Source organism: Pseudoalteromonas sp. NFXS53 (assembly GCF_056629255.1).
Genome location: NZ_JBWVBR010000019.1, coordinates 71,388 through 84,415 on the forward strand (window position 1 = coordinate 71,388; position 13,028 = coordinate 84,415).

Annotated in this window: 9 protein-coding genes; 1 reads left to right on the top strand and 8 read right to left on the bottom strand. The window is 39.4% G+C overall.

All coding sequences use genetic code 11. The annotated features are described in order from the left end of the window. Positions 1–10: 10 nt before the first annotated feature. The 6 genes from AC1HJP_RS17785 to AC1HJP_RS17810 form a co-directional block, all read right to left on the bottom strand. On the bottom strand, positions 11–1,690 hold the full coding sequence (locus AC1HJP_RS17785) for an N-6 DNA methylase (RefSeq protein WP_480362910.1): 1,680 nt from the start codon (positions 1,688–1,690) through the stop codon (positions 11–13). Positions 1,691–1,887: 197 nt separating this feature from the next. Next, complete coding sequence (locus AC1HJP_RS17790) at positions 1,888–3,507, bottom strand: Tn7-like element transposition protein TnsE (RefSeq protein ID WP_480362911.1); 1,620 nt, start codon at positions 3,505–3,507, stop codon at positions 1,888–1,890. Beyond that, positions 3,494–5,047 carry a TnsD family Tn7-like transposition protein gene (locus tag AC1HJP_RS17795; protein ID WP_480362912.1) on the bottom strand — a complete coding sequence of 518 codons (1,554 nt, stop codon included), beginning with the start codon at positions 5,045–5,047 and terminating at the stop codon, positions 3,494–3,496. Before AC1HJP_RS17795 ends, AC1HJP_RS17790 begins: the two co-directional genes overlap by 14 nt. Beyond that, positions 5,013–6,683: an AAA family ATPase gene (locus tag AC1HJP_RS17800; protein WP_480362913.1), complete on the bottom strand. Its 1,671-nt coding sequence runs from the start codon at positions 6,681–6,683 to the stop codon at positions 5,013–5,015. The genes AC1HJP_RS17795 and AC1HJP_RS17800 overlap by 35 nt, the downstream gene beginning before the upstream one ends. Continuing rightward, positions 6,680–8,767 carry a Mu transposase C-terminal domain-containing protein gene (locus AC1HJP_RS17805; RefSeq protein ID WP_480362914.1) on the bottom strand — a complete coding sequence of 696 codons (2,088 nt, stop codon included), beginning with the start codon at positions 8,765–8,767 and terminating at the stop codon, positions 6,680–6,682. The genes AC1HJP_RS17800 and AC1HJP_RS17805 overlap by 4 nt, the downstream gene beginning before the upstream one ends. Next, positions 8,751–9,578 (bottom strand): TnsA endonuclease C-terminal domain-containing protein, encoded by an 828-nt coding sequence (locus tag AC1HJP_RS17810; protein ID WP_480362915.1) that lies wholly within the window; start codon positions 9,576–9,578, stop codon positions 8,751–8,753. The genes AC1HJP_RS17805 and AC1HJP_RS17810 overlap by 17 nt, the downstream gene beginning before the upstream one ends. A 167-nt stretch (positions 9,579–9,745) precedes the next feature. Here AC1HJP_RS17810 and AC1HJP_RS17815 point away from each other — a divergent pair, with 167 nt between their 5' ends. Then, positions 9,746–9,955 (top strand): hypothetical protein, encoded by a 210-nt coding sequence (locus tag AC1HJP_RS17815; protein ID WP_480362916.1) that lies wholly within the window; start codon positions 9,746–9,748, stop codon positions 9,953–9,955. 142 nt (positions 9,956–10,097) lie between these two features. Here the strand turns inward: AC1HJP_RS17815 and glmS are convergent, their stop codons facing one another. Together glmS and AC1HJP_RS17825 are read right to left on the bottom strand one after the other, a co-directional pair. Beyond that, a complete protein-coding gene (gene glmS / locus AC1HJP_RS17820; RefSeq protein ID WP_480362917.1) occupies positions 10,098–11,918 on the bottom strand; it encodes a glutamine--fructose-6-phosphate transaminase (isomerizing) in 1,821 nt (606 codons plus the stop codon). Between the two features lie 185 nt (positions 11,919–12,103). Further along, positions 12,104–12,871, bottom strand: a complete 768-nt coding sequence (locus AC1HJP_RS17825; protein WP_480362918.1) for a DeoR/GlpR family DNA-binding transcription regulator — start codon at positions 12,869–12,871, stop codon at positions 12,104–12,106. Positions 12,872–13,028: the final 157 nt, after the last annotated feature.

Genomic DNA, 13,028 nt, shown 5'->3' on the forward strand with positions numbered 1-13,028 from the left:
TAACGTTGCACTATTTAATTCCTTTGTACCTTTCATCTCTTAAATCATTCACTGCATCCCTTAAATTCTCGCACATAGGCTTTGATATCAAACCATTTTCTATCAAAACCTCATCAACAAGAGCAGATATATAATCATATCTTTCGTTCCGTAGTGCTTTTTCAATTGGCTTCTGTAACTCACATAAACGCTCCACACATTCATCTGAAAAAAGTAACATAATCTTTTTTCCAGCTGTAGGTTCTAGTTTTAAGACTCCAGAACTATAAGCCCTACCTTCTATTTCGGCTGAAAGCTGTGAAAATGTTGACAGCATTGAGATTGCCAAAGCGAGTTTTTTCTTAGCTCTTAACTTCTTGTCATGAAAGATCACTTTATGAATTGAATTAGTACAGTTAAAACGCCCTTTATTTATCACTATGCGAGGGCCACGATGAATCATATAAGATAAGAATGCATCAGCGACAATACCGTCAATACCTTCTCCAGGCGAAAACCAATTAAGCCGTTTATTGAAGGTTTTGTTGTTCCTAATCTCCTCTGGAGAGATTTGCAGTAAATACTTAGTCACAGGACTACTTAAATCTTGCATTTGCTCTTTGGTAGGACAAACTAAAAAAGCTCTATGTCCATCTTTTTGGATTAAGTCCTGCTGCTTTTTCCCATGAGTAAGACCAGTTAGAGATTTAAATCTACCAACTACAGGCTTTAAACATTCTTTAGGTAAAGAGTTTTTATCAATAGTTTCTTTATTAACAATAAAATAATTACTTGCGCCTGTTACCATTCCTATTTTTATATCAGCATAGTAACCAAGGGGTTTGACGAAATGAGAGCCTATTATTTGAAAATAGATTTGTTTCGCTTCTTGAGAAATTAAGTTAAGTTTATAATCTTTTATTTCAGAAGTATTTGACTGCTCATTTGCCTCAATACAAGCAACAAGATCTGCAAGATTATCTACTGAATGAATAATTAAACCACTGGTTTCATGAGGCTTTTTAGTAAAACCTTCCGCAATCAATATGATTGAAGTTTCTTCGGCTCCTTCAGCTTTAAAAAAACGTTCTGCAAGCTTAATTACTTTTATTCGCCTAAAGTGCTTTTGGTGTACATCTAATAACTTCTTTGCATAGTCAGCATGGAGTAAGCTACTAGGCAAAACCCAAGCGGCTTTCCCGCCTTCATTTAAGAACGATAAGCTATGTAATAAGAAAAAAGCCCAAAGACTAGCGTTTCTCCCAATTGAATGCTGAACAAAATCGGAGTTTGCTAGAGCACTTTCACAAGACCTGCGTTGTTCCGTTGTCATGTTATGCATCGAAACATAAGGCGGATTACCCAAAACAACATCAAATAAAGGGACTTTAAAATCTGTTGGTTTAAGTTTGATAAAATCACCTAAAATAAATCGACTTTGGGTATCGATAAATTTACCAAACTTACTGCTTAAAATATCAAATGCTTGACTATCAATATCTACACCGAAAAGTCGCTCTTCTGGCCTTTTGCAATTTAGTTCTTTTAATCTAACTATACTGCTTTCAAAGAAACCACACCCTCCGAAACTTGGCTCTAAGATATTTTCATCTTTTGTCTGTATTGCCCAATTAGCCAATACTTGACTAAGCTCTGGTGGAGTGTAATAAGCTCCAAGCTCTTTTTTTTTGGGTAATGAATGCAAGTTCATGGTTTAAGATACTCTTTAGCCTCTAGGCATAATTTTAAAACGCGCAGTTAGCATTCTATATTATAGAGCTTCTTTATTGAATAGCATATGAAACAGCAGGTAACTCTTAACCTTTGTTTTCATTGAGTTAGAAAAGGTTTTTATCGAGTAAATTCAATGTGTAGGGTGTAATTTATCAATAAAAAACAAGTTTACTATTAAAAAAATACTTTTCTAAATCGTTCAGCCCACTTTTTTAAATCTCCACTATTTAATTTATTTTCTTTCTTTGATTGTTGATGTGGAATGCTCTTATGGCTTTCATCGCCAACCAATATATCAAAATATTTCTTTGACCATGCAAGTTGACCTTCCATCAATCTTGATTCTATCTCTGGAATAAACTCACTTAATGCCCCCTTAGCCTTTAACGGGGCAGATGAAAGTATTTTCGTTGATAAAGATGCCTTACCGTCTGATGTATCCACCTCTAGTAAGTAATAGCCTTTTGATTGGTACTCTATGTATATAATTGCAATACACCTGGGAGAACCATCATAGCTGAGCAAGTGCTTCTTACTTCTGCCGAATTCTGGCAACCTACGTATAATTGGCTTGCCTATTTTAACTCCATGCTCTTGCTTAAGAATGTCAAGCATTTGAAAAAAGCTCTCAAATTTATTGAGGTACATGTAAGCATCATCATTTTTATCATCAAGCCCATCTATAGCAGCTCTAGGATTCTCACCCCTTGAGTTTTCATTATCTGTACTTACATCAGGCGGAAGTTTACTTGGCTCTTGTCCATCCTCATTTGCACCACTAGGTTTTTTAGCTTTCTTATAGATTTTATGACTTTTTACATGCCTGTTAAATTGGATAACTGTTGCATCACAAATAATTAGAGCTGGTTGATTTTCATTACTGCCATCACTATCAGCATTAATGTCTCTCTCATGTGGTTTTTGTGGATAAGTGCCGCCACTTGCTTTGCCTGTCCCTTGCTTATTTTCTACAAAGTTCGGGTGAGTAAACCCTATATTTTGTATATCAGGAAAATCTATGTTTAGAACTGAATTTATTCGGTTGATAAAGCTAACTTTCCCATCTTCTGAATGCCAACCACTACCTTTAATTGTTACTCCAGCTAAATTAGGGGGCTCAAATTTGAAGTTCCAACGAATCGACTTAGCGTTTTGTTCACGCTCATGAATAAAGTGTTTATAGATACTATTAAAAGATGATTTGGCCTCAGAGTTGAGCAATAGCCAAGCTAAAAGTTGTCGAAATTTCAGATTATCAAAAAGCACTTTAGGGCATTGAGTAACAGAAAGTGCATGAATAATGGCATCAGCGGGTTCAGCTTCTTCATCTAATTCTGGTGCAGTATCAACATAAAACTCTAGATCTAATATATTTAGTTCTAACGCAGCATTAGCGAAGTAGTTATTAGTAAAAAAAAGCGCCCTTGCTAGCTCTAATTGAGGTAAATAGATAGTTTTATCTTGGCTCTTAAGAACAAAGCACCATTGGCTTTGTTCTTCTTTATCTCGAAATTTGACTAATCCACTGTCACTCACTTGAGCGATTAGCAAGTCTGCTACACTAGGAAAAGTAAACTCAATGGGGTAGCCTAATTGTTGTAATGATTCCGTTTGGTTTAATACAACCTGACGACTCAAATAAGGAAGTTGACTAAATTTAAGTGACTTACGAGATGTGTTGTTGAAACGAATGCCAATATCCCACGTTTTACGATCGTGGTATTTGAAAATATTTCCCATGCCTTGAATTCTGGCGTTGTCAGGCAGAGTTTTAAAGCGATCAGCTTGAGTCATACGCTACTACATATCCCAATAATTCTGCCGCTAGGGGGCAGATCCTATCCTTACTGAGCCGAGCGAATCGCAGTATGCGCCATTTCCTTAAGTCGTGATGATTTCTTTCACTTTTGATGTATGCCACAGCGATACGACGGCATTGGTACTCTTCTATAGTTTCACAATATTTAGCCAAAAACAATTTACATAATGGTAACTTATCAATATGTTTGATCTGAGATAAAGAAATATCAGCGTTGATAAAGTACCAATTTTTTGAAAAGTGCTCCGACTCTAAATGCATTTCAGTCTGGTTGCGAAGACTGATAAATCGCTTCACATAACATAAGTCTCTTGCCTTCCAATTAACTCGCTTATTAATGCTTACAGTTGGCAGACCTAGTTTAGAGTTAGTATCCAAAAGCCACTTTTTATCATGCCGATACAGCCAAGCATAAAGGCTGCCAAACCCTAATAATCTAGCCTGTTTAATGCCTAATTTAGTTGCTGAGGTCTGCCAAAGTGCTCTTTTATTTTTATCTATTACTACCTCTTGAGCCGAATCATAACTTTCAGGCGACTTATCTAAATTTTGGTTAGAGGCTTTTCTTAGAACCGCTTCGATATTTAACCCATTACCAAAGAAAGCTTGCCAAACTAATAAATGTTGAAGGTAACTAAATGACTTCCTATGCTTTCTGAATATAGACCTAAGCCAATTAGTGTCTTTGCAAGCATCCACTTTTAAACCTAATTGCTCCAAGAAGTTACTTTGCCAATAGCTTTCTACCTGTTCAAGAACCCTATCATGATCAATATGCTCGCCATGGTTGTAACCATGCTCTAACGCGAGCTTTTTGTAGAATAAAGTCCATTGCTCTGGATATATCTTTAGTGCTTTTAACTCTAAAAATCTTACTGCATTTGTAGCAAGTGATAGCTGCTTACTTCTGCCATATTGGATAACTCCGCTTTGCAATGAGCTTGGGTTTAAAGCAATGAATTCATGCTTGTGTAGTCCACTAATCTGCACATTACTATTCAATAAAATACAAGCATGTTTGGGACAAACAGACATGCCTGGTATTTGCAAACCGCGTTGCCAGAATGCTTCGCCATATCTATTTAATTGCTCACTTACACAATTAGGACAATACCTTAAATATACCGGGCTCTTTACGCATGAAGCAGCTTTACCTAATTGCACATCGGCTGAGTGAGACTCATCTTTTAACAAGGCCTGTTTTGAGAGGTAAGCCTTCTCTGGATGTACAAAAGGAGCATATAAGGGGTAAAGCGTATGCTTCTGTAAAAGCTTGTGCGGGGTTAAGTTAGGATTACCTTGATAATGTGATGAGATCTTACCTAAATGCCCTTGAAAGGCTACTGAAGCAACAATTTGTCTATTTTGAAACACATCATCCAATAGCTGCTTTGGTGAAGTAGTTAGTGTATGAACCCCATACCTCCCTATAACGCTATAAAGCAATTCATCTGGGTAAGGTATGGGTAAACATGCCATGTTAAATGCTTTTTTTAAGCCATGATGCCATATCAAATACATTTCCTTGTTGTTTATAAAACTGATGTAGTTCCGCAGAGCACTTTTTGTGTTGAGAGTAGCCATAACGTAAGTCTTCACTAGGTAACGTATGCCAACTTTTTGCATTGACCAGCTTTGGCTTCTCCTTTATCTCTTCAGCTTCATTTGGTTTTTGTTCATACCACTCAAGAACAAGTGGAATAAGCGCTCTAACTTGTAAGTTTGAGTGTTCTGTTATTGCTCTTTGCACTAAAGGGACAAGTAAACTAGATTCGCAGCCCATGCCTAACAGTAGGTTATAAAGCCTCATCCCTTCAGAGTTACTCGCAAAAGGTATCGTTTCTGTTTTAGATATCTCTATTTCCGAAATTTGCTTACTCAGTTCTAGTAAGCGCTTATCGATTGCTTTGTATTTTAAATCTGAATATTTAGCGATAGTAGCTGCTTTACCTGATTTAAGCGCCTCAATCATAGGGTGGATTGGCTGTAATTCAGATTCGTATACTTTAATGAGTAATTTTGAAGATAACCTTTCAACACCAGTAACTATTGCGCGAAGTTGTGCTAATACAAATAACTTTACAACAATATCTAGTACGCCTTGTGATAGCTCAAACCAAGCATTGCGGATCTCTTCGGTTAGTGGCTCATCACGATGAATAAGCCACTGGTACTGCCAAAGTTTATCGGTCAGCAACCGCCACTCCGAAGGTTTTGGCTTACCTGTCACCTTATCAATCTTATTTTTATTCTGAGGTAGGGGTTCCCAAACCATTGAACCAATTCCTGTACTTCTTCTTGCCGATTGCAATTCAAGTTCAAAAATAGGTCTTGCTTTGGGGGTACCAACCAAAATAACAGGCACACCAATAATATTTACTAAGGCTACAAAAAACTCGAGCATTCGCTCTTGTCCTGCTTTTTGTTTGCGACTTAAACGCTGGATTTCATCAATTACTAATACGCCAATGGCATATTGGTTTGCTACTTGCGCCATGAAAGACAGAAGTACTTCTGTACTGTGTCTTTTACGTCCATATCGCTCAGTTAAGTCTGTATGTAAATGTTTATCTACCTCTTGGAAAAAGTTTAAGCATAAACTTTTTAAAGAACCATCTACAGGGCACTCTATACGCAAATACGACAGTTGATGTGTATTGTATTTCTCATGATAAATAGCCTGAGGGTAAGTGGCTAAAATGCGCATCACACTTGAGCTTTTACCACTTCCAGAGCAACCTATAAGTGACAAGCATCGAGCCGTAGAGGGCGCTTCAGCGAAACGAAAACTGGTAATATCACCCGTCATCATTCGCTCATAACCATTTTGTAAGTGTTGCTGCAATTGGCCGGTTTCTATGTTTCTAGCAACATAACCTCCTCGTATCATGAGAGAGATTTTCTCTTCAAGTGCAACATGCATAGATAAAGGCTGAAAAAAATCATCTAGCAGACCACATAACTCATGCGCTCTTTGCCTTGCATCAAGGTAACTAGCAGTCGGGTTATATATCACTTTTCCTTCAAGTTTACTCTTGATGCCTCTAATTGTGCTTATTGCAGGCAGTGCTTCAATAAAAGGGTTTCCTTTATAACGCGCAATATCTGAATCAGCATAAATAGCTCGAAATATATTCTGCGGTAAGCTCATGACTGATCATCCTCACCAAATAATTCATCTGAAAAATCAGGAAAGTCTAATTCATCATCTGGCTCAGAAAGGTAGTGCACTTGAGCTGATTGGCTCGTATCGATTTCTACAGGCCTATATGCTCGCGCTTGTCGCTCTTTTGTTTTTTCTGCATTTCGATTTTCTCGAATATTGTTAATGCGTTCAGCATCGGAAAGCCCTGAATTAACAGGTGCTGCTTTTTCAGCTTGTTTTATGGTTTCTATTATCTTTCTTTCGAGCGCTCGCTCTTGTTCATTCGCTACTAACTTAGCCTGAGCCTCTGTATATTTTAAGGCTTCATTCTGCTCCCAAACATCCCAAAAGCTAGCACCTGTAAACTGCCTTGAGCGTGTTGCTAACTGACAAACAAAGTACTTGTTACTATTAGCCTCTGGGTAGACATATATGTACTCAGCCGTTGCTAAGTCGTAAGCAACATCAACTTTTTCTGGCCTTTTAACCTCTTTTCCTCGATGCATCCAACCGAGCTGCACAAGCTCAGAACTCGTGTAGTACAAGCCAAAAATACAAACGCCTGATTCAGACACAGTTCCACGTATACGAGGCATAAGTGCCACACGCAAATGCTCAGGTTCAGATTTTTTTAATCGACCAGTACGGTGCTGAAGCCCCCAGTTCCAAAGAGCTAATGGGTTATTAGGTAAATCCGTCGGCATATCAGAGGCTTTATCATAGCGCTCGATAACATGGTACTGATTGTGATAAAGCACAGATGCTAAGATTATCTTAGTGAAGTCTTCTATCGTAACCTTGGCATCTAAGCGATAGTCTCGATCTCCTTGCTTTTTAATTTTTGTACCAGTAACCACGCCAGGTGCAAATGGCTTAAATACTTGCTGAAAAGAGCGGAAAGACCTCTCAACAATGCCTTTTGCTTCACTCCTGAAAGGCGGTGTATTTTCAAGGCGTACTCCAAAGCCTTTTTCTAAACACTCAATTTGATGACCCATTAACTCCCCCCTGTCAGCTAGCAATGCAGAAGGTAAGCCAATACATGGCCACTGCTCGGGCTTTACTTCAAAGCCCTGCTCTCGACAATATTCTGATTTATCTGTAGAAGCCATATACAAAGCTTGGATAGCAGCAGTATAAGAAGGGTTTTCAAAACCGATATAGAATCCAGCTACCATACGGCTAAACACATCTACTACCATATAAACGACAGGGCGGCCGACTATGTTGCCTCGTTCAGAGCTGGATACTAGATATATATCAGCAATCGTTGCATCAATCTCATAACGCATACCAGGGCCTAAAACATCAGCTGTAGCAGTACCAAATAAAGGGCGAATGTCTTTCTTAGATCTGATTTTACCAGCTTGTAGTTCGAGCTTCTCTACTTGCCTATATTCGCGCTTATAAAAGTGCTCCATTTGCCAATATGTAGGCAGTTCTTCTTCTGGTAGCTCAGGGAAATACTGGCTATAAATATCTTTAAGCCGATTATGCGCATAACGAAAGGACTTGCTTTTATCAGTCATTACATGACGATCGATAGCGACTCTGAAGAGCTTTTCAGTAAAATCATCGATTAAAGCACCAACACCCGGCATATATACGCGGGGACGCCCTAACTTTTTAGTCGTTGCTCTTCGCTTTTGGCCTTTACCGCCTGAATTTTTATAGTCTGGTAATAGTGCATTGGGGATCTGGCCACGCTGCCAATACCTTCGAGCAAAACGATATATTGTTTGTTTCGTTTTTCCTGTCTCAGCAACAATTTGATTGACGATTTTGCCACGAGCCTTTGCTTGATAGCTATTTTCAAAATCTACTAGCGGTTTAATTACTTCATAATTTTCATCGCGCTTTATCTGAGCTGTAGAACCATATTCAGGAGTTGCAGTGATTAAGTCACTATATGGGTCATCCACACGTTTTAGCATTTCATCTTGAAAGCCTTGTTCTAACTCAGCAATTTCAATGAGCTGAGGAAAAGCCTTATCATCATGTACTTTTATCCAGAGTACATAATATTCAAAAAGCATTAGAATGCGATAAAGAGTTTGCTCGTATTGCAATACTTCATTGATTCGAAACACGGAAAGCCTCCTGAATGATACCCACTTCACCTAGCTTAAAATCACCTACATGCACCTTTTGAACTGGCTTGAAAATGTCAAAAGTGAAATATCGATCAGCCAATAAACAGCGAATTTCATACAGTGACTCACCTAAGTCTAGTCCATAGGCTGTATCTATCTCTTTGCAGGCTGCTATTAGTGTTTTAGTTGGGTATTTAGAAAAGTAATCTGCATAAAAAAGAGCTTGATCTACAGCTGAATGAGGGGCTTCTTCATAAGCGCCCTGCATAGGGTAAATCCACTCAATATTGGCTTTAACGACTTTGGGGATTTCTGCTTCAGTCACTATTTGCCAAGGTATATTTTTCTCTAACCAATAGCGCCTCTCTAACTCAAGAATTTCTATCTTTCGCTGCTCTTCAAGTGCATTTATGTATTTCACTTGCAATGCATAATAGGGGAGCTCTGTTGATGATGTTTCAACGAGGAAGTCGCTCGACATATATTGGTCAACACCTCTTACACTAGGGTGTTTTATACCCGCTGACTTAGCTAATTCAGCGGTTAAGTCTCGCTCTAATGGAAATTGCTCTTTAATTTGTAGTACTTCTTTACGCCACTCGAGCAGATAGAACATTGATAGTTCAAGGTCAGATAATAAATGATGAGTTCTTTTAGTCTTATAACCAAAGACGCGATGTACACGACCATCTGATGGTGAATCATAAACCGTTAGCCAAGGCTTATAGTCCCGATATTCACCAGAACCTCGACCTGCTTTGATCCACTTACGATATTGAGCCTCAGTATGGCCAATCTTCCTAGACATAATATACCGCTATAACTGATTGAAATTTCATCATAGTCAGTGCGGTTTTGGTATGCAAATTTATTACTTTCTAATTTTTCTTCTTGAAAAGCAGCCAAGTAATCACCAAAACAAAACTTAAGCACCTCATTCGAGATGCTGTTTTATTTTTATACAAGGATATTAGAATGGGTATAAGTGATCACGATTATGTAAATTTTTCTGAAGAATATGAGCTTAATTATCAGTTAAGAAAAGTTGACAAGCGACAAACAGAGTCAAACCGAGAGATCTTAAAAGTGATGGGCGAAGAGCTCAAAGCGAGTACAGGGAAGTACCGATTACAACATGGCGAATTCCATAAGTACGTTTTAACACAAAAATTTCGCCTCGAATAATTAACAATACAAACAAAAAGCCGACTTTCGTCGGCTTTTATAGTTTATTGGAGTATGAGACTTTATTACTTAGGATGACACTTTAATACTTAGTATGAATCTTTATTCCTAAGCCACACAAGTATCCCCTCAAATTCTTTAATTACTCAACCGTCACCGATTTTGCAAGGTTACGAGGTTGGTCAACGTCAGTACCCTTGATAACCGCTACGTAGTAAGAAAGTAATTGTAGTGGAATTGTATATACCACTGGTGCAATCACGTCTTCTACATGGTTTACGTTCATTACACGCATTGTGTCGTCAGACTCAAACGCAGTGTCTTTGTCTGCGAATACGTAGATGATACCACCACGTGCGCGTACTTCTTCAACGTTCGACTTAAGCTTTTCAAGTAGTTCGTTGTTTGGTGCAACAACAATGATTGGCATATCTGCGTCGATAAGCGCCAAAGGACCGTGCTTAAGTTCACCTGCAGCATACGCTTCAGCGTGAATGTATGAAATTTCTTTCAGTTTTAACGCACCTTCCATCGCGATCGGGTATTGTGAACCACGACCTAAGAATAGTGAGTGGTGCTTGTCTGCAAACTCTTCAGCAAGATCTTCAATGCCTTCAGCCATGCTAAGTGCTTCTTCAAGCTTGTTTGGTAACGTTTTAATTGCGTTAACAATCACGCTCTGATCACGGCCTTTCTCTTGCGCGATAGAGGCTGTAAGCATTAATAAACCAACTAGCTGGGTGGTGAAAGCTTTAGTTGAAGCAACACCAATTTCTGCGCCGGCTTTAGTCATGAATGCTAAGTCTGATTCACGTACTAGTGAAGAGCCCGGTACGTTACAGATAGTCATTGAAGCCATGTAACCTTGCTCTTTTGCAAGACGAAGAGCGGCTAATGTGTCTGCCGTTTCACCTGACTGTGAAATCGTCACAAGTAGGCTGTTTTCGTGTACGAAAGATTCGCGGTAACGGAACTCAGAGGCAATCTCAACGTTGCAGCTTACACCAGCGAACTGCTCTAGCCAGTAGCGAGCAACCATACCTGAGTGGTAAGACGTACCACATGCGATGATCTGAACATGTTTCACATCTTTGAAAATTTGCTGTGCACTGTCACCGAATGCATCGATTGCGACTGTGTCATTTACCAAACGACCTTCAAGCGTATTACGAACTGCCATTGGCTGCTCGTAAATTTCTTTCAGCATGTAGTGACGGTATTCACCTTTGCCAGATGCGTCTTGGGTGATGTTTGATTCAACTACTTCACGCTCAACTGGGTTGCCATCTTTATCAAAGATTTCAACCGTTTCACGGGTGATGCGCGCTACGTCGCCTTCTTCTAAGAAGATAAAGCTACGTGTTACAGGAAGAAGTGCAAGTTGGTCAGAGGCAATGAAGTTTTCGCCAAGACCTAAACCAATTACCAGTGGGCTACCAGAACGCGCAACAATGATTTCATTGTCGTTTGCTTTGTCGAATACAACGGTACCGTAAGCACCTTCAAGCTGTTTTACTGCTGCTTTTACCGCTTCTAATAGCGTTGAATGCTGCTGGCGAAGCTGGTGAATTAGGTGCACCATAACTTCTGTGTCAGTTTCAGATAAGAACTCGTAACCGTCACCTTTCAGTGCGTCACGAAGCTGTGAATGGTTTTCGATAATACCATTGTGTACTAGCGCAATTTCATCATTTGAAATGTGTGGGTGCGCGTTTGCTTCTGTTACGCCACCGTGTGTTGCCCAGCGCGTGTGTGCAATACCTGTAGTGCCTTTCACGCCTGCATCAGTTAATGCTGCATCTAAATTAGCAACTTTACCTACTGCTTTAACTGTATTTAATTCGCCGTTTAAGCTCAGTGCTACACCTGCTGAGTCGTAACCACGGTACTCAAGACGCTTTAAGCCTTCGATTAGGATTTTATTTACTGGACGCTCTGCTACCGCCCCAACAATGCCACACATAGATGCTCCATTTTTGCATGTTGTTTGCCCATTTACCCTACCTGTAATTCCAAGTAGTTTAGGTAAAATTTAGTTGATGAACATAATTCGGCCACCGTTAAACAGTTGAATTATTTGCACGTCATCAGACTAATTAGGCTGTTGTCATAATGATTTATAAATTCAGGTGTTGTCGTCTGAACTTATTAAGCCTCTGCACAGATCAGCTGTATGCCTTTTTCCTCGATCGCCTTGCGCGTATCATCTGCAAGGAGGTTGTCGGTGATCAAGGTAGTTACTTGCTGCCATGGCAGTTCTAAATTTGGGATCTTGCGACCAATTTTATCTGACTCCACCAGGACGATAACTTCTCGCGCTGATTCGGCCATCACTTGGCTCAAGCCCACTAATTCGTTAAAAGTGGTTGTACCTCTTTCAACATCGATGCCATCGGCACCGATAAATAACTGGTCAAAGTCGTACGAACGTAAAACTTGTTCTGCTACCTGCCCTTGAAATGACTCCGAATGAGGATCCCAGGTCCCTCCGGTCATCAAAAGTGTTGGCTCATTTTCTAAAGATAACAAACGATTAGCGATATTCATCGCATTGGTCATGACCACTAAACCACGCTTTTTAGACAGCTCAGGGATCATCGCTGCTGTCGTGCGGCCGCTGTCGATAATGATGCGGTTGTGATCCTTTATCAAAGCTGAAGCGGCTTTGGCGATTGCCATTTTGCGAAGCGTATCGCGTTTTTCATTGCCTTTTGCCACGATTTCTTTTGGTAATGCAATCGCACCACCATATCGACGCAACAATAAACCGCTCTTTTCAAGGGCGGTTAAATCCTTTCGGATCGTAACTTCTGAAGTTTCAAATTCTAAAGCAAGTGCTTCGACACTGACTTCGCCATGTTGGTTAACACGGGCAAGAATAGTATGTCGGCGTTGTTGAGTGTTGCGTTTGGTCATAATCCGTTATCTTTGCAGATTGATAAGTTTCGTTTCGTAACTTTTGCGAAAGTTTAAACGAAACCTTTGCAATTGAGCAAGTTTTAATTGATCGATTTTTATTCTAGTAATAAAAAATTCATTCCGAAGGCGAAATAGAGGTATTAAAGAAAGAAAA

Bases quoted from the DNA above. Each gene is read 5' to 3' on its own strand.
- AC1HJP_RS17785 (WP_480362910.1), bottom strand. From the start codon at position 1,690: ATGAACTTGCATTCATTACCCAAAAAAAAAGAGCTTGGAGCTTATTAC.
- AC1HJP_RS17790 (WP_480362911.1), bottom strand. From the start codon at position 3,507: ATGACTCAAGCTGATCGCTTTAAAACTCTGCCTGACAACGCCAGAATT.
- AC1HJP_RS17800 (WP_480362913.1), bottom strand. From the start codon at position 6,683: ATGAGCTTACCGCAGAATATATTTCGAGCTATTTATGCTGATTCAGAT.
- AC1HJP_RS17810 (WP_480362915.1), bottom strand. From the start codon at position 9,578: ATGTCTAGGAAGATTGGCCATACTGAGGCTCAATATCGTAAGTGGATC.
- AC1HJP_RS17815 (WP_480362916.1), top strand. From the start codon at position 9,746: ATGGGTATAAGTGATCACGATTATGTAAATTTTTCTGAAGAATATGAG.
- glmS (WP_480362917.1), bottom strand. From the start codon at position 11,918: ATGTGTGGCATTGTTGGGGCGGTAGCAGAGCGTCCAGTAAATAAAATC.
- AC1HJP_RS17825 (WP_480362918.1), bottom strand. From the start codon at position 12,871: ATGACCAAACGCAACACTCAACAACGCCGACATACTATTCTTGCCCGT.